General features: G+C 74.8%; 15 protein-coding genes. 7 read left to right on the top strand and 8 right to left on the bottom strand.

Going from position 1 to position 17,071, the window contains the following annotated elements; all coding sequences use genetic code 11:
- Window positions 1-3 precede the first annotated feature (3 nt).
- Window positions 4-774 carry an LURP-one-related family protein gene (locus tag NX794_RS01350; RefSeq protein WP_258776119.1) on the top strand — a complete coding sequence of 257 codons (771 nt, stop codon included), beginning with the start codon at window positions 4-6 and terminating at the stop codon, window positions 772-774.
- Window positions 775-848: 74 nt separating this feature from the next.
- Here NX794_RS01350 and NX794_RS01345 read toward each other — a convergent pair whose 3' ends face one another.
- Window positions 849-1,808: a hypothetical protein gene (locus NX794_RS01345; RefSeq protein ID WP_258776118.1), complete on the bottom strand. Its 960-nt coding sequence runs from the start codon at window positions 1,806-1,808 to the stop codon at window positions 849-851.
- Window positions 1,805-2,605, bottom strand: coding sequence for a phosphatase PAP2 family protein (locus NX794_RS01340; protein ID WP_258776117.1), 801 nt, complete (start codon window positions 2,603-2,605; stop codon window positions 1,805-1,807). The genes NX794_RS01345 and NX794_RS01340 overlap by 4 nt, the downstream gene beginning before the upstream one ends.
- A 180-nt stretch (window positions 2,606-2,785) precedes the next feature.
- On the opposite strand from NX794_RS01340, the gene NX794_RS01335 reads away from it, so the two are divergent.
- Window positions 2,786-3,430: a TetR/AcrR family transcriptional regulator gene (locus NX794_RS01335; RefSeq protein WP_258776393.1), complete on the top strand. Its 645-nt coding sequence runs from the start codon at window positions 2,786-2,788 to the stop codon at window positions 3,428-3,430.
- A gap of 118 nt (window positions 3,431-3,548) precedes the next feature.
- On the opposite strand, the gene NX794_RS01330 is transcribed toward NX794_RS01335, so the two are convergent.
- The 3 genes from NX794_RS01330 to NX794_RS01320 all read right to left on the bottom strand — a co-directional run bounded on the left by NX794_RS01330 (window position 3,549) and on the right by NX794_RS01320 (window position 7,156).
- The gene (locus NX794_RS01330; RefSeq protein WP_258776116.1) at window positions 3,549-4,583 is read right to left on the bottom strand and encodes a DUF2510 domain-containing protein; all 1,035 of its coding nucleotides are present in this window, start codon (window positions 4,581-4,583) and stop codon (window positions 3,549-3,551) included.
- Between the two features lie 110 nt (window positions 4,584-4,693).
- Window positions 4,694-5,863 (bottom strand): anhydro-N-acetylmuramic acid kinase, encoded by a 1,170-nt coding sequence (locus NX794_RS01325; protein ID WP_258776115.1) that lies wholly within the window; start codon window positions 5,861-5,863, stop codon window positions 4,694-4,696.
- Window positions 5,864-5,866: 3 nt separating this feature from the next.
- Window positions 5,867-7,156, bottom strand: coding sequence for an MFS transporter (locus NX794_RS01320; RefSeq protein WP_258776113.1), 1,290 nt, complete (start codon window positions 7,154-7,156; stop codon window positions 5,867-5,869).
- Window positions 7,157-7,328: 172 nt separating this feature from the next.
- Between NX794_RS01320 and NX794_RS01315 the strand changes: the two genes are divergently transcribed.
- A complete protein-coding gene (locus NX794_RS01315; RefSeq protein ID WP_258776112.1) occupies window positions 7,329-10,019 on the top strand; it encodes an ATP-binding protein in 2,691 nt (896 codons plus the stop codon).
- On the opposite strand, the gene NX794_RS01310 is transcribed toward NX794_RS01315, so the two are convergent.
- Entirely contained in the window at window positions 10,016-11,032 is a 1,017-nt protein-coding gene (locus NX794_RS01310) for a DUF3048 domain-containing protein (RefSeq protein ID WP_258776111.1), read from the bottom strand. The two genes, NX794_RS01315 and NX794_RS01310, sit on opposite strands and share 4 nt — an antisense overlap.
- Window positions 11,033-11,219: 187 nt before the next feature.
- Here NX794_RS01310 and NX794_RS01305 point away from each other — a divergent pair, with 187 nt between their 5' ends.
- Window positions 11,220-12,410, top strand: coding sequence for a zinc-dependent alcohol dehydrogenase (locus NX794_RS01305; RefSeq protein ID WP_258776110.1), 1,191 nt, complete (start codon window positions 11,220-11,222; stop codon window positions 12,408-12,410).
- 24 nt (window positions 12,411-12,434) lie between these two features.
- Here NX794_RS01305 and NX794_RS01300 read toward each other — a convergent pair whose 3' ends face one another.
- The gene (locus NX794_RS01300; RefSeq protein ID WP_258776109.1) at window positions 12,435-13,502 is read right to left on the bottom strand and encodes an ATP-dependent DNA ligase; all 1,068 of its coding nucleotides are present in this window, start codon (window positions 13,500-13,502) and stop codon (window positions 12,435-12,437) included.
- A gap of 73 nt (window positions 13,503-13,575) precedes the next feature.
- Here NX794_RS01300 and ligD point away from each other — a divergent pair, with 73 nt between their 5' ends.
- A complete protein-coding gene (ligD, locus tag NX794_RS01295; RefSeq protein WP_258776108.1) occupies window positions 13,576-14,595 on the top strand; it encodes a non-homologous end-joining DNA ligase in 1,020 nt (339 codons plus the stop codon).
- Between the two features lie 68 nt (window positions 14,596-14,663).
- Window positions 14,664-15,746 carry a LacI family DNA-binding transcriptional regulator gene (locus tag NX794_RS01290; protein ID WP_258776107.1) on the top strand — a complete coding sequence of 361 codons (1,083 nt, stop codon included), beginning with the start codon at window positions 14,664-14,666 and terminating at the stop codon, window positions 15,744-15,746.
- Between the two features lie 4 nt (window positions 15,747-15,750).
- On the opposite strand, the gene NX794_RS01285 is transcribed toward NX794_RS01290, so the two are convergent.
- Window positions 15,751-16,542, bottom strand: coding sequence for a VOC family protein (locus NX794_RS01285; RefSeq protein ID WP_258776106.1), 792 nt, complete (start codon window positions 16,540-16,542; stop codon window positions 15,751-15,753).
- 260 nt (window positions 16,543-16,802) lie between these two features.
- Here NX794_RS01285 and NX794_RS01280 point away from each other — a divergent pair, with 260 nt between their 5' ends.
- Entirely contained in the window at window positions 16,803-17,048 is a 246-nt protein-coding gene (locus tag NX794_RS01280) for a WhiB family transcriptional regulator (protein ID WP_258776105.1), read from the top strand.
- The last annotated feature ends 23 nt before the right edge of the window (window positions 17,049-17,071 follow it).

Raw genomic sequence — 17,071 nt, 5'->3', positions numbered from 1 at the left:
CCGGTGACCACGCAATCGAACACACCTGCTGGCTGGTACCCGGACCCGCACGGAGCGGTCCAGACGCTCCGCTACTGGGACGGCGCGCAGTGGACCGAGCACACCAACCCGGCGCAGCAGGGCGCCGGGCAGGTTCCGCCGCAGCAGGCCGGTGCCGCGGCCGGCGCCGGCGGCGGCACGCTCTTCACCGAGCCCGTCCTGGTGGTGAACCAGAAGGCCAAGCTGATCGAGCTGACCAACGAGTACAAGGTCATGGACCAGCACGGCCGTGAGCTCGGCTCGGTGACCGAGGTCGGGCAGAGCCCGCTGAAGAAGATCCTGCGCTTCGTCTCCAGCCTCGACCAGTTCATGACCCACAGGCTGGAGATCCGCGACGCCCAGGGGCAGCCGCAGCTGGTGCTGACCCGGCCCGCGAAGATCTTCAAGTCCCGGGTCGTCGTGACCCGTCCGGACGGCTCGCCGGTCGGCGAGATCGTCCAGAAGAACATGATCGGGAAGATCAACTTCGCGATGACCGTGAACGGCCAGGAGGTCGGCGCGATCAAGGCGGAGAACTGGCGGGCCTGGAACTTCGCGATCGTCGACCACACGGACACCGAGGTCGCCCGGATCACGAAGACCTGGGAGGGCCTCGCGAAGACCCTCTTCACGACCGCGGACAACTACGTCCTGCAGATCCACCGGCAGCTCCCCGAGCCGCTGCTGAGCCTCGTCGTGGCGACGGCCCTCACCGTCGACACCGCGCTCAAGCAGGACTCGCGGGGTCTGGGCTGACCGGCCCCTCACGACGGCACGGCGGCGGCCGGTGCGCGCGGGACTTCCGCCGCACCGGCCGCCGCCGTCCGCGCTCAGAGCGCGGTGAGATGCCCCGGCTGGTCCGGCTGGCGCGGTACCAGCGCCGGTTCCGCCGTCGCCGTACCCGGCTCAAGGGCGAGTACCGCGGCCACCGGGTGCGGGTCCTCGGCGGCCCCGACGGCGGGGACCGGTGCGGAGGTCACGCGGGTCAGCGTGAGCACGCCCCCGGCGGCCACCCCGGCGCCCGCGAGCGCCAGCAGCACCCCGGCGGCCCCGCCCTGGAGGCCCTGTCCGAGCAGGGTCAGCCCGATCACCGCCGCCGCCACCGGGTTGGCCAGGGTGACCACGGCCAGAGGTGCGCCGAGGCCGCCGCGGTAGGCGGTCTGCGACAGCAGCAGCCCGCCCACGGCGAACGCGGCGACGAGCACGGCGACGACGATCACCTCGGCCCCGAGCACCGGCCCGGAGCGGTCCGTGGCCGCCACCGTCACCGTCTGGGTCAGCGCCGAGGCGACACCCGAGGCGAACCCGGACGCGGTCGCGTGCCGCAGCCCCGGTCGGGCGCCGGGCCGGGACAGCAGGCCGATCGCGGCGGCGGTGCCGCCGGCGACGGCCAGCGCCTCGGTCAGCGACAGCACCCGCGCCGGCGCCGGACCCGAGGCCGTGACCAGCAGGGCGGCGAGCCCGAGCAGGGTCAGCGCGGTACCGCGCCACTCCGCCGCGCTGACCCGCCGGCCGGCCGCCCGCGCCCCGAGCGGCACGGCCGCGACCAGGGTGAGCGCGCCCAGCGGCTGGACGACGGTGAGCGGGCCGTACTTGAGGGCGACGACGTGCAGCAGGGCCGCCGCCGCGTTCAGACCGACCGCCGACCACCAGGCACCGGTGCCCAGCAGCCGCAGCAGTCCGGTTCCGTTGCCGCGCGAGGCGAGGCGCTCCTGGGCCACCGCGGCCAGCGCGTAGGCGACGGCCGAGACCAGCGACAGGCCCACGGCGACCAGGACGGCGGCGCTCATCGGCCCGCTCCGACCAGGACGGGCGCGGGCGCGGGTACCCGGTCCGGGCTCCGCCGCGCGGTGCCGGCCGTCGGCCGGGGCGGGCGGATGACCGCCAGCGCGAGACCCAGCATGGCCGTCGCGGCCAGCGCGTCCAGCCAGTAGTGGTTGGCCGTGCCCACGATCACCAGCAGCGTGACCAGCGGGTGCGCGAGCCACAGCCAGCGCCGGCGGGAGCGGGTGGCGGCGATCAGTCCGACCGCCACCATCAGCGCCCAGCCGAAGTGCAGCGAGGGCATCGCCGCGAACTGGTTGGAGAGGTGGTCGCCGGCCGGCGGGCCGTACACCGAGGGGCCGTAGACCCGGGCGGTGTCCACCAGGCCGGTACCGGCCAGCATCCGCGGCGGGGCCAGCGGGAACGTGAACGGCAGCACCAGGGCGGCGGCGGTGACGACCGCGAGCACCCGGCGGGCCCACACGTAGTGCGCGGGGCGCCGGACGTACAGCCAGACCAGGAAGGCCAGCGTGGCCGGGAAGTGGACGGTCGCGTAGTAGGTGTTGGCGAGATGGACGAGGGTCTGCCCGTGCAGCAGCGCGGACTGCACGGAGACCTCGTCGGGCAGGTGCGCGACGCGTTCGAGGTGCCAGACGCGGTGTGCGTTGCGGAAGGCCTCGGCGGTGTGGCCGGTGGCCAGCTGCCGGCCGAGTTTGTAGACCAGGAAGAGCCCTGCGACCAGCAGGAACTCGCGTATCAGAGGCGGTCGCTGGTGGGCGTCCGGCTCACCTGGTGCCGCTGCGGGCTCGCTTCGGGCATGCATCCCCCGGCCCCTTCGCTGACGGTGGTGCGTGTGGTGACGCGTGTGGTGGTACGGCGGAGCGCGGGCGGTGCCCGCACTCATCGATACGTTTCCGTACCGATACGACAGTGTACCGATACGCTCGGGTACCGGTACACTGGCGTATCGATTGATGTGCGCCACACTGGAGGGATGACCGGCATGACGTCGCAGGCCGCGGACGAACCGGAGACGGTCGCCGCCTCGCGCCGCTCCAAGATCACGCCCGAGCGTGAGCGGGAGTTCTTCGACGCCGTACTGGAACAGATCCGCGAGTGCGGCTACGAGTCCGTGACCATGGAGGGCGTCGCCGCCAGCACCCGGTGCAGCAAGTCCACGCTCTACCGGCAGTGGAAGACCAAGCCGCAGTTCGTCGCGGCGGCGCTGCGCGCCAACCGGCGGGTGCGGTTCGCCGGCATCGACACCGGGACCCTCGCCGAGGACCTGCGGGAAGCCGCGCGGGCCGCGGGCGACTGGTCGAAGAAGGACGCCCGGCTCATGCAGGCGCTCGGGCACGCGGTCACGGCCGACCACGAACTGGCCCAGGCGCTGCGCGAGGCCCTCGTGCTGCCCGAGATCGCCGCGCTCCAAGAGATCCTGGCGCGCGGTGTGCAGCGGGGTGAAGTGGCCGCCGACCACCCCGCGCTGGAGTTCGTCCCCGTCATGATGTTCGGCGTGCTGCGGGTGCGGCCCGTGCTCAGCGGTCAGTACGCCGACGCCGACTACCTCGTCCGGTTCGTGGAGGCCACCGTGCTGCCCGCGCTCGGACTCGACCAAGGACCAGGCCGCCGTTCACGGGATGACTGAACGGTGACCTGCTCGCGCCGCACCGTGGGGACGGGGGCGGCGCGCACCCCCCGGCCGGGTGGGGTTCCCCTTGAGCGGAGGGGCGCCCCACCCGGCCGACTGCTTGACGCGACGGCGGTCAGACGTCCTGGCCGCTGCCGCCGCCCGACGACACCTTGATGCCCTTGAGGATCTCGTCCACCACCGACAGCGACCGGCCGACGTCCACGCCGAACCGCACCAGCACGAGCTGCTTGGGGTCATTGGGGGAGGGGAAGGCGACCGACTCGACGTAGCCGTCGGCGCCCTTGCTGGTGACCGCCTTCCAGCGCACCATGTACCCGCGCTGCCCGGCCACCGTCACCGCGCCCGAGGCCAGCACCTTGTGCGAGGTGATGCTGCCGTAGGTGCTGCCGCCGTAGGACTCCTTGGCGTTGGCCGCGATGTCCGCCTTGGCGGCCTTCTCGGCGGTGTCCGCGGTGATCCCCAGGGCCGCGGCCGGCGCGGTGTAGGCGCCGCCTGGTGTGCACCGCAGGGAGCTGTCGCCCGGGCACTTGTAGCCGTCGTCGGAGGTGACCTGCGCGCCGGCGCTGATCGTCTCCCCGGTCCACCCCTTCGGCACCCGCAGGCTGAGCCCGTTGACCTGGTCCGCCACGGTGCCGCCGCCCGGGACCTTGGGCGCCTGCGACTGCCCGGGCGCGGGCGAGTCACCACCCGAGCCACCCGAGCCGCCCGAACCCCCGGAACCGCCGGAGTCACCGGGGCCGCCCGAGCCCCCGGACCCGCCCGAGCCGCCCGGCCCGCCGAAGCCTCCGGACCCGCCGGACCCGCCGAACGGGCCGCCCTCCTGGCCCTGTGGCGGCTGGCCCTGCTGCGACCCGGCGCGCTGGTCGTCGCCGCTGTCCGGCTTGCCGAGGACGTACACGCCCACGCCGATGCTCGCCAGCACCGCGACCGCCGCCGCGACGGCTATGCCGGTGCGCAGACCGCGCCGGGGCGCCGTCGGAGGCTGGGCCGGGTAGGCCGGATACCCCGGAGGACCCCAGGCGGCGGCCGTCCCAGCGGGGCGGGTCTGGTCCGTCCAGGCCGTGCCGTCCCACCAGCGCTCGGTGGGCGGACCGTCATTCGTCTGCCCGGGGTCGGGGTACCACCCGGGAGGAGTCACCTGCGTCATGTCCCCACGGTAAGAGGCGTCGGTGAAAGCGGGATGAGAGGATCCGCCGCCCAGTACGCGGACCGGGACATATCGACGAGGATTTCTCCCGTCATCCCGGCTCCCCTCACCTACGGCCGCCCCGCCGGCCCCGCCACCACCAGCCGCTCCGGCCCGCGTGCACCGGCCGGCGGCAGCCGGAACCCGTGCCGTCCCGGGGTCAGCGAGCCCAGCACCGCCGCCCGCCGGGCGCCCGTGGCGCGCGGATCGGTGCCCGGCAGACCGTGCGCGGTCAGGAAGCCGAGGACCGCGAAGGCGTAGGCCTCCTTCGCCGCCCCGGGCAGCCCCCACTCGTCCGAGGCCCGTACCGGGACACCGGCCAGCAGCCGGCGCAGCGCCCCGGTCAGCACCGGGTTGCGCAGGCCGCCGCCGGACCCGATCACCTCGGTGGCGCCGACCGCGCGCACCGCGTCCGCGACCGTCCGCGCCGTCAGCTCCGTGAGCGTGGCCAGCACGTCCTCGGGCCGGTGCCCGTCCAGCAGCCCGGCCGCCGCGAGATACCCCGCGTGGAACAGCTCCTTGCCGGTCGTCTTCGGCGCCGGCAGCGCGTAGTACGGCTCCCCGAGCAGCCGCTCCAGCAGCACCGGGTCCGGCCGGCCCCGCGCGGCCAGGGTGCCGTCCGCGTCGTACGCCAGGCGCCCGCCGCTGAACTCCCGGGCCGCCGCGTCCAGCAGCGCGCAGCCGGGGCCGGTGTCGAAGGCCGTCCCGTCCGGTGCCGTCAGGTTGGCGATGCCGCCGATGTTCAGCGCGACCGGCCGGCCCGGCCTGCCCCGCAGCCACAGCAGATCCACCAGGCTCACCAGCGGCGCGCCCTGGCCGCCGGCCGCGACGTCCCGGGCCCGGAAGTCGGCGACCACCGGGAGCCCGGTCGCCTCCGCGATCCAGGCCGGCTGCCCGAGTTGGAGCGTGCCGCGTACCCGGCCGTCCGCCACCCAGTGGAACACCGTCTGCCCGTGCGAGGCCACCAACTCCGCCCGCCTGTCGCACAGTTCACGGTCGGCGCGGACGGCCGCCGCGGCGAACGCCCGCCCGATGCCGGTGTCCAGCCGGCAGACCGTTTCGAGCGGTACGGCGGCCGGGGGCAGCGCCGCCGTGAGCGCGCCGCGCAGCCCGTCGTCGTAGGGGGTGCTCACCATGCCGAGTGGGCGCAGGGTCAACGTGCCGTTCTCCAGCAGGAGTTCGGCCGCCGCCGCGTCGACCGCGTCGTACGACGTCCCCGACATCAGCCCGATCACCAGCATCCGTCATCTCTCCTTCTCTTCCCGGCCCGAAGGCCGTGCCAGCAGCGCGCCGGCGCTGAGCGCGCAGGCCGCCGCCGCGTAGTAGGCGGGCACGTCCGGGTTGCCGGTGCGGCGTACCGCCTCGGTGACGAGCAGACCCGCGCATCCGGAGAACAGGGCGTTCGACAGGGCGTAGGCGAGGCCGAGCCCCGTCCAGCGCACCCGGGCCGGGAAGGTCTCGGCCAGCAGCGCGGGACCCGGGCCGGCCATCAGCCCCACCACCGCCCCGGCCCCGGCCAGGGCGCACGCCTTCGCGGCGGCCGGGACGCCGGGGTCGCGCAGCAGGGCGAACAGCGGCAGCGAGACCACCATCACCAGCACGGCGCCCGCGAGCAGCACCGGGCGCCGGCCCACCCGGTCGCTGAGCAGGCCCGCCGGCAGGATGGCCGCCGCGAAACCGGCGTTGGCCGGCACCGCGGCGAGCAGCGCCTGCCGGGCGTCCGCGTGCAGCGCCACCTGGAGGTACGACGGCAGCACCACCAGGAACGTGTACCCGGCCGCCGCCCAGCCCGCCACCCGCGCCGCCGCCAGCACCAGCGCACCCGCGCCGAGCCGGACGGCCGCCCGCTCCCCGGCCCGCGAGGCGGGCGACGTCTCCGGCAGCCCCGACCGCAGCCACAAGGCCGCCAGACCGAGCGGCAGCGCCAGCAGGAACGGCAACCGCCAGCCCCAGTCGGCCAGTTGATCTGCGGTGAGCAGCGTCGCCGTCAGCGCGGTCACGCCCGCCCCGCCGAGCAGCCCCAGCGCCACCGTGAACGACTGCCACGCCCCGTACAGCCCCCGCCGGCCCGGCGGCGCGCTCTCGGTCAGCACCGTCACCGCGCCGCCGAACTCGCCGCCCGCCGCCAGGCCCTGCACCACCCGCAGCGCGGTCAGCAGCCAGGGCGCGAGGGCGCCGGCGGTGTCGTACGCCGGCAGCGCGCCGATCAGCGTGGTCGCGCCCGACATCAGCGCCACCACCCCGATCAGCACCGGCCGCCGCCCCAGCCGGTCGCCCAGCCGGCCGAACAGCAGCGCGCCGAGCGGCCGGAAGAAGAAGGCCAGCGCGAACGCGGCGTAGGTCCGCACCAGCGCGTCGGCCGGGCCACCGCCCGCCGGGGCGAAGAACCGCTCCGCCAGCACCGTGGCCAGGAAGCCGTAGACCCCGAATTCGTACCACTCCACGAGGTTCCCCACCGACCCCGCGGCCACCGCCCGCACCGCCGGGCCGCGCGGCACCGCGCGGCTGCCCGGAACCGCCCTCGCACCAGACATGGTTGACGCTCCGTCCGTCATCGGCCGCCTGGTCGGGCCGGGGTGCGCGTCGACCCGCCGCACCCGCTGTCACCCGGCGGGGCAACAGGTGTCCCGACCGGCCACCACACATCCCACCCGACGGCTACGCTCGGGTCTGTACGTCATTCGGGCGACCTGGGGAGGTAACGGGATGACGGAGGGACGGCCACCGGAGGCCGCCTCGGCTTCCCTGTGGGAGCGGGACGCCGAGATCGCCACCGTCGCGCAGGCACTCGACGTGCTGTGCGCCGACGAGTCGTCCGCAGGCGGCCTGCTCGTCTTCCGCGGCGAGGCGGGGCTCGGCAAGACGGCGCTGCTCGCCGAGACCCGGCGGATCGCCGAACGCCGCGGCTGCCGGGTCTGGTCGGCCCGCGCCGCCGAGACCCTGCGGTCTGTGCCGTTCACCGTGGTGCGGCAACTGCTCCAGCCCGCCCTGCTGTCCCTCATGCCCGAGGAGGCCCGCGAGTACCTAGGCGACTGGTACGAGATCGCCGGCCCCGCCCTCGGCCTGCTCGAACCGCGGGAGGCCAACCCCGACCCGCGGTACGTGTGCGACGGACTCGTCGCCGCCGTGCGCCGGCTCGCCCGCCGGGAGTGGCCGCTCGTGCTCATCGTGGACGACGCGCACTGGGCCGACCAGGAGACGCTGCGCTGGCTCGCCGCGTTCACCGAACAGCTCCAGGAGGTCTCCGTCCTCGTCGTGGTCGCCCGCAGGCCCGGTGAGGTCACCGGCGAGAGCGCCCGGCACCTGGACACGGTGGCCGAGGCGGCGGCCCGCCCGGTCAGCACCCTCAGCGCCCTCACCCCGGACGCCACCGCGGGCCTCACCCGGGCCACCGTCGGCCGGCACGCGGACGACGCGTTCTGCCGCGAGGTGTGGGCCGTCACCGCGGGTAACCTCTACTACACCGTCGAACTCCTCGCCAAGGTGCGGGACAGCGAACTCCCGCCGGTCGAGGCGCACGCCGCGGAACTGCGTGCCCTCAACCGCGCCGCGCGTGGCGGCGGACTCGTCGACCGGCTCAAGGGCCTCGGTCTTGAGGCCACCCGGTTCGCCTGGGCGGCGGCCATCCTCGGCACCCACATCACCGTCGCCAAGGTCGCCCGCCTGGCCACCATGGACGACGACATCGCCGCCCACTGCGCCGAACTGCTGTCCAACGCGCGCATCCTGACCCGGCCCCAGCACCCGGCCGGCGACCGACGGATGGCGATCGAGCTGGAGTTCGTCCACCCGCTCATCTCCACGGCCGTCTACGACTCGATCCCGCCCGCCGTGTGCACCGCCATGCACGGCGTCGCCGCCCAGATCATCGCCGAGCTGGGCGGCGGTGCCGCCGAGGCCGCCCCGCACCTGCTCAAGATCCACCCGGACGACGACGAGGAACTCGTCCGGCAACTGCGCGAGGCCGCCCGCGAACACCTCGCCGTCGGTTCGCCCGACGCGGCCCGCCGCTGTCTGGAACGCGCCCTGGAGGAACCGCCCCGCCCGGAGGTCCACGCGCAGGTCCGCTACGAGCTGGGCCGCGCCACCCTGCTGACCGCGCCCGCCGTCACCATCGACCACCTCCAGACCGCGCTCGCCATGCCCGGCCTGGACGACGAGGACCGGGTCGACGCGGTGGTCCGGCTCTCCCAGGCGCTGCTGCACAACGACCAGGTGGAGGAGGCCGTCCGCACCGTCGAGGCGGAGGCGGCCCGGCACGAGGCCGGTCCCGTCCGCCGGCGGCTCCAGGCCTACCGGTTCATGTGGGAGAGCATCCACGGCGAGACCGTCTCGCCCGACCGCTCAAGGAACCTCGCCGACCTCGCCCGTACCTGCGCGGGACGGGACAACTCCGAGCGCGCCCTGCTGATCCTGCGCGGCTTCGACGCGATGACGCACGGCGAGAGCGCCGAGGAGGTGGTCGAGCTGTGCGACCGCGCCCTCGTCAACGGCCGCCTCGCGCCCGGCCTCGGCTGGACCGACCTCGAATGGGGCATGGAGCTGCTGTTCATGCTGGGCAGCGCGTACGCCTACGCCGACCGGCTCGACCGCGCCGAGAACCTCTTCGCCGAGGCCCGCCGCGTCTACGCCGGTGCCGGCTGGCACGGCGGTCACCTCTCGCTGGCCAACGCCTACCTCGGGCTCGCCTACCGCAGGCAGGGCCGTCTCAAGGACGCCGAGGACACCCTGCGCGAGGGACTCGCCCTCGCCGAGCGGGTCGGCCGGGGGCTGCCGCTGTACTGGTCCTCGACCTGCGGCCTGGTCGACACCCTGCTGGCCCGCGGCCAGGTCGAGGAGGCGTGGTCGATCGCCGAGCGGTACGGCTTCGCGCCGCCGTACCCCTCCACGATCGTGCTGCCCGACATCCGCTCCGTGCGCGGCCGACTGCTGCTCGCCGTCGGCCGGGTCGAGGAGGGCGTCCACGAACTGGAGGCCGCCGAGAAGACCGCCGCCTCGCGCGGCGGGTACAACCCGGTGCTCGCGCCCTGGGCCCTCGACCTGGCCAGGGCCGTCGCCGGCGAGGACCCGGCACGTGCTCGGCGGCTCGCGGGCGAGGCCCGACGGCAGGCCGAGCGCTTCGGCACCGACACGGCCATCGGCGAGGCCCTGCGCTGCGCCGCCGCCCTGGAGACCGGACAGCGCCGGGTACGGCTGGCCGCGCAGGCCGTCACCTATCTGGAGGCCTCGCCCTGCCAGTACGAGCACGCGGCGGCCCGCGTCGAGTACGGCATCGCCGCCGGCTCGGTCACGGAACTCGAACGCGGCCTGGACCTCGCCCGCGCCAGCGGAGCCGACGGCCTGGCGGCCCGGGCCCGGGAGGAGCTGGCGGCACTCGCGGCGCGGGAGCCGAGCTAGTCGGGCGCGGCCGCGAACACCACCCGCACCTGGCCCTTCGCGAAGTCCAGCGGGCTCCCGGCGGCCGTCGTGAAGGTGGTGCCGTCGGTCGCCGCGGGCCGCGACCAGGTGGCGTCGAAGGAGCGTCCGTCGCGCAGCACCCGTGCCCTCCCCGAGCCGACGGTCCCGGTGTACGGGGTGGGGTTGCCGAGGACGTCGTGGTAGCCGGACTCGCGCACCGTCACGTACTGCACGACGACCGTCGGCGGGGCGAGCCGCCCGCCGTCCGTGGTCACCGCGGGGGTGCCGTCCATCGTGACCAGCCGGCCCGCGCGGCCGGCGGACCAGGTGAAGGTGAAGCGGGCGGCCGGGTAGCGCACCGTGGACGACGCGGTGGGGGTGCCCCCGGCCGGTGCCGGGCCGTAGCGGAAGCCGGTGGTCAGCGCCTGCTCGCCCGGTGCGGTGGGCAGCAGCTCGGCGGGGTGCGGGTACAGGTTGTGCGGTGCGGCCCGGGCGGTGTCCCGGACGTAGGCGCCGGGCGCCCGCTCGGGCGGCTCGGCCCGCAGCGGCGCGCCGTCGACGAGCGGCAGCAGCCGGCGCTGCGCACCGGAGAAGGCGAGGGTCGGCCGGGCGAACTGGCGCAGCAGCTCCAGGTCGGACTCGCGGGCGCTGCGCACCGGCCCGACCGTCTTCGGCAGGCGGGTCGCGTACACCGCCATCAGCCGGCTCAGACCGCCCTCCACCTGCTCGGCGTAGACCACGTCGGCCGCGTCGAGGCCGGTCGCCGGGCGGGCCGCGGTGACGTTGTCGATCTCCACGGCCAAGGGGGAGCGGCCGGGTGCGGCCGAGGCGCTCGGCGGCGGCGCCGGGGTGTCGTGCCGTCCGCTGCCGGCGCCCGAGCCGGTGCGGCCCGTGGTGAGGGGCAGCGACAGGGCGGCGGCCAGCAGAGCCGCCGTGGGTATGGCGCGTCGTGTGCGCGCCCCGCTCCGTAGGTCCATCGCCACCCCGTTCTTGTGCACCGATTGTGCGCTCATCTGGTCATCGACGGCCCTGCCCGATCGTTCGCGCGCACGGCCGCCGAGCCGGGATGTTCGGGGCAGGGCGGCCCGGGTACCCGGCGGCCATCGCGGACGAAATCGGACACAGACCGACACACCGCGTGCCGGACGCGCCGGGTCGGACCGGTGGCCGGTGTGCGGGCGACACGAGGGAGCGCGAGGCATGAAGGCAGTCACCTGGCAGGGCAGGCGGGACGTCCGCGTCGAGGACGTCCCCGACCCGAGGATCGAGGAGCCCACGGACGCCGTCATCCGCATCACCTCCAGCGGACTGTGCGGATCCGACCTGCACCTCTACGAGGTGCTCACGCCCTTCATGTCGCCGGGCGACATCCTCGGCCACGAACCCATGGGCATCGTGGAGGAGGTCGGCGCCGAGGTGACCGACCTGCGGCCCGGTGACCGGGTCGTGGTGCCGTTCCAGATCGCCTGCGGGCACTGCTTCATGTGCGACTCCGGGCTGCCCACCCAGTGCGAGACCACCCAGGTCACCGGCGAGGGCATGGGCGCCGCCCTGTTCGGCTACACCCGCCTGTACGGCGCCGTCCCCGGGGCGCAGGCCGAGTACCTGCGCGTCCCGCAGGCGCAGTTCGGGCCGATCAAGGTGCCCGAGGGGCCCTCGGACGACCGGTTCGTCTACCTCTCCGACGTGCTGCCCACCGCCTGGCAGGCCGTCGAGTACGCGGCGATCCCGCCCGGCGGCACCGTCGCCGTCCTCGGCCTCGGCCCCGTCGGCGACATGGCCTGCCGCATCGCGCTGGCCCGGGGCGCCGAGCGCGTCTTCGGCGTCGACCTCGTGCCCGAGCGGCTCGCCCGGGCCGGCCGGCGCGGTGTGCAGACGTACGACCTGCGGGCCTTCGACGACGAGAAGGCGCTGGTCGACGCGATCCGCGACGCGACCGGCGGCCGGGGCCCGGACGCCGTGATCGACGCCGTCGGCACCGAGGCGCACGGCAGCGCCGCCGCCAGGCTGGCCCAGACGGCCACCGCGCTGATGCCGCGCAAGCTCAGCGGGCCCCTCGCCGAGCGCTTCAGCATCGACCGGCTCGGCGCCCTCCACATGGCCATCGACCTGGTCCGGCGCGGCGGCACCATCTCGCTCAGCGGTGTCTACGGCGGCATGGCCGACCCGATGCCGATGCTCACCCTGTTCGACAAGCAGATCCAGCTGCGCATGGGGCAGGCCAACGTCCGCCGCTGGAGCGACCAGATCCTGCCCTACCTCACGGACGAGGACCCGCTCGGCGTCGACGACTTCGCCACGCACCGGGTGCCGCTCGCCGAGGCGCCGCACGCCTACGAGATGTTCCAGCGCAAGCAGGACGGCGCGGTCAAGATCCTGATGAAGCCGTAAAGCCGAGAGGGCGGCCCGGCGCCCTCACCGCTCACCCAGGATCTCCGCGAGGTCGTAGCGCACCGGCTCCTCCAACTGGCCGTAGGTGCAGCTCTCCGGCGTCCGGTCCGGGCGCCAGCGGCGGAACCGGGCCGTGTGCCGGAAGCGCTGGGCGTTCTCCATGTGGTCGTAGGCCACCTCGGCCACCCGCTCCGGGCGCAGCGGCACCCACGACAGGTCCTTCTTGCCCGACCAGCGGCTCGGCGCCCCCGGCAGCCGGGCCGTCTCGTGGGCGGCCTCGTCCGACCAGGCCGCCCACGGGTGTCCGGCCACGTCGGCCATCCGCAGCGGCTCCAGCTCCTCGACCAGCTCGGCCCGCCGCTTCATCGGGAACGCGGCCGACACTCCCACGTGCTGGAGCCGGCCCCCCGCGTCGTACAGGCCCAGCAGCAGCGAGCCCACCACCGGGCCGCTCTTGTGCAGGCGGTATCCGGCCACCACGACGTCCGCCGTCCGCTCGTGCTTGACCTTGAACATGGCCCGCTCGTCCTGCCGGTAGGGCAGAGTGAGGGGCTTCGCCACAATGCCGTCGAGGCCGGCGCCCTCGTACTGCTCGAACCAGTGCCGGGCCACCTCGATGTCGGTCGTCGCGGGCGCCACGTGCACCGGGGGCGTGGCGTCGGCCAGTGCCCGTTCCAGCAGGGCGCGCCGGTCGGTCAGCGGCGCGTCGAGCAGCGCCTCGCCGTCCAGCGCCAGCAGGTCGAACGCGACGAACGACGCCGGGGTCCGCTCGGCCAGCGTCCGCACCCGCGAGGCCGCCGGATGGATGCGTTCGGTCAGCGCGTCGAAGTCCAGCCGGCCCTCCCGCGCGATGACGATCTCCCCGTCCAGCACGCACCGCTCGGGCACCCGCTCCGTGAGCGCGTCGACCACCTCGGGGAAGTACCTGGTCAACGGCTTGCCGGTACGGCTGCCCAGCTCGACCTCACCGCCGTCCCGGAACACGATCGCCCGGAACCCGTCCCACTTGGCCTCGTAGTGCATACCCGGCGGGATGCTCGCCACGGACTTGGCGAGCATCGGCTTCACGGGCGGCATCACCGGCAGGTCCATGGTCCGATTCTGCGCGCGGACCCCCCGCCCCGCCCGGTGTGCGAGCTGTCCGGGGTGCGCCTACGGTGGCCGCATGGGCGATGCGGTGGAGCTGGAGGTGGCCGGGCGGACCGTCAGACTGTCCAGCCCGGACAAGGTCTTCTTCCCCGAGCGCGGCTTCACCAAGCTGGACGTCGCCCGGTACTACGCCGCCGTCGCCCCCGGCATCCTGCGCGCCCTGCGCAACCGGCCCACCACCCTGGAGCGGTACCCGGACGGCGTCGGCGGCGAGTGGTTCTACCAGAAGCGCGCCCCCAAGGGCATGCCCGACTGGATCCCGACCGCCCACATCACCTTCCCCAGCGGGCGCAGCGCCGACGAGATGTGCCCCACCGAGGAGGCCGCCGCGGTGTGGGCCGCCCAGTACGGCACCCTCACCTTCCACCCCTGGCCGGTACGCGCCGGCGACGTCGACCATCCCGACGAGCTGCGCGTCGACCTCGACCCGCAGCCCGGCACCGACTACGCCGACGCGGTCCGCGCCGCCCACGAACTGCGCGCCGTACTGGACGAGTTCGGCGGCCTGCGCGGCTGGCCCAAGACCTCCGGCGGCCGGGGCCTGCACGTGTTCGTGCCCATCGAACCGCGCTGGACCTTCACCCAGGTACGCCGTGCCGCCATCGCCGTCGGCCGCGAGATGGCCCGCCGGATGCCGGAGCACGTGACCATCAAGTGGTGGAAGGAGGAACGCGGGCGCCGCATCTTCCTGGACTACAACCAGACGGCCCGCGACCGCACCATCGCCTCCGCCTACTCCCTGCGCCCCCGCCCCCAGGCGCCCGTCTCGGCCCCGCTGCGCTGGGAGGAGGTCGGCACCGCCCAGCCCGCCGACTTCGACCTGGCCACCATGCCGGCCCGCTTCGCCGAACTCGGCGACGTGCACGCCGACATGGACGACCACGCCTACTCCCTGGACGCCCTCCTGGAACTGGCCCGCCGCGACGAACACGACCACGGCCTCGGCGACCTCCCCTACCCGCCGGAATACCCGAAGATGCCCGGCGAACCCAAACGCGTCCAGCCCAGCCGCGCCCGCCCCGAGCCGACCGCTTAGGACAGCCCTCCCGCCGCCTTTCCAGACGCGGATATCCTGGCCCGCAGCCGGTGATGAGGAGATCCGAAGTGACCGAGGCAGTGTCGCGTCCCACGCTGGAGGCGGTGGCCGCGCGGGCCGGGGTGTCACGGGCGACCGTGTCCCGGGTCGTGAACGGCGGGGACGGGGTGCGGGAGTCCTTGGCCGAGCGGGTCCGGCAGGCCGTGGCGGACCTGGGATACGTGCCCAACCAGGCGGCGCGCAGCCTCGTCACCCGGCGGCACGACGCCGTCGCCGTGGTCATCGCCGAACCGGAGAGCCGGGTCTTCGCCGACCCCTTCTTCGCGCTCCAACTGCGCGGCATCAGCAAGGAGTTGACCGCCCACGACAACCAGCTGGTGCTGCTGCTCACCGAGGGCCGCGACGACCACGCGCGGGTGGCCCGCTACCTCGCCGGCGGCCATGTCGACGGCGCGCTCGTGTTCTCCCTGCACCTGGACGACCCGCTGCCCGGGCTCATCCGGGCCGCCGCCGTGCCCACGGTGTTCGGCGGCCGGCCGCACGGCTCCGCGCCCGGCGGTGCCGGGGTGGCGTACGTCGACTGCGACAACCGGGGCGGCGCCCGCACCGCCGTACGGCACCTCGTGGACCTCGGCAGAAGACGCGTCGCGCACATCACCGGCGCCCTCGACCAGACCTCGGCCGTGGACCGGCTCGACGGGTACCGGGACGTCATGGCCGACGTGCTCGGCGGCGCCGATCCCGGGCTGGTCGTGCAGAGCGACTTCACGCCGGCCGGCGGCGAACGCGCGATGCGGGAACTCCTCGACCGCTGCCCGGACGTGGACGGCGTCTTCGCGGCCAACGACCTCACCGCGCTCGGCGCCCTGCGCGTGCTGCGCGAGAGCGGCCGGCGGGTGCCGCAGGACGTGGCCGTCATCGGCTTCGACGACATGGTGCCGGTCGCCGAGCAGACCGACCCGCCCCTGACGACGGTCCGCCAGGACATCGAGGAGATGGGCCGTCTGATGGCCCGCCTCCTGCTGAGCGGCCTGCCGGGCGGCCGGGGCCGGGGCCGGGGCACGGCACGGACACCCGCACCGGACGCGCGTGCGGCCCCCGACGGGGGAGTGATCCTGCCGACCACGCTCGTCCGCCGGGCGACCGCCTAGCCGGCTAGTCCGGAGCCTGCGGGCCGGTGATCACCGCGAACCGTACGCCGTCCGGGTCCGCCAGCTTCGCCATCCGGCCCACCCCCGCCACGGTCGTGGCCGGCGTGCGCACCGTCCCGCCGAGCCGCTGGGCCCGTTCCACCGTGGCGTCGGTGTCCGCCACCGCGAAGTACGGCAGCCAGTAGGGGCCGGCCGTCGTCTCGTCCGGCGCCGCCGCCAGCGGGACCATGCCGCCGAACATCGCGTCCGCGCCGCCGTCGGCCGGGTTGACGCAGGTGTAGGTCCCGCCGGGGAACGGCACACCGGAGGTCTCCAGGCCGAGCACCTTGCGGTAGAAGGCCGCTGCCGCCGCGATGTCCTTCGTGTACAGCTCCACCCAGCACAGCGCGCCCGGCTCGTCCGCCACGTCCACGCCCCGGGTCCGGCCGGGCTGCCAGATCCCGAACGGGACGCCCGCCTGGTCGGCCAGGAGTGCCATACGGCCCTCGCCCATCACGTCCGTCGGCCCGAACAGGACGCTGCCGTGCGCCCGTTCGGCCGTCTCGGCGGTGGCCTGCGCGTCGGCGCTCTGGAAGTAGACCGTCCAGGCCGGCGGACCCTGCCCGGGGTCGCTCCGCATGCCGCCCGCGACGGTCCGGCCGGCCAGCTGGAAGAAGCCGTACCCGCCGGCGTCGGGCCCGGCCGACCGGAACTCCCAGCCGAACAGGCCGCCGTAGAAGGCCTCGGCGCGGTCGAGGTCGGGCGTGCCGATGTCGAGCCAGTTCGGGGCGCCGTCGACGAAACGGGTGGTGAGCATGGTCGCCCTCCTCGGAAGGGATCCCGTCCTGTGCACTGCCGAGTCTGGCACCGCCCACCGGCGGGCGCCGCCGGAGCGGCGCACGGGGCCCTCCCTCACCCAGGGTGACGGGACACGTCCTCACGGTTTCGCCAGGACTCCGCGCGCCGCCGTGCGCGAGCGCGCGTCCAAGGAGCATCATCGGGACGGCCGGAGGCCTTGACGCGGACGTTGACCCGGCGTTGATCGAACGTTTTTCGCCGCCCGGCACGATCCATGCCATGCACTTCGAAACCATCACCCCGGCGGACGACACCTGGCAGGCACAGGCCCTGTGCGCGCAGACCGGGCCGGACTTCTTCTTCCCGGAGCCGGGCAGCTCGGTGCGCGAGGCCAAGCGGATCTGCGCCCTGTGCGAGCTGCGCCCGGCCTGCCTGGACTACGCGCTCGCCCACGACGAGCGGTTCGGCGTCTGGGGCGGGCTGTCGGAGAAGGAGCGCCTGGCCATCAGGCGCACCGCCCGCTGACTCGGGCCCGCTGACTCCGGCCC

The organism is Streptomyces pyxinicus, from assembly GCF_024753135.1.
In the GTDB taxonomy this organism is placed as follows: domain Bacteria; phylum Actinomycetota; class Actinomycetes; order Streptomycetales; family Streptomycetaceae; genus Streptomyces; species Streptomyces pyxinicus.
The sequence above is the reverse complement of the archived record's forward strand: the minus strand, read 5'-3'. Positions and strand labels throughout refer to the sequence as shown.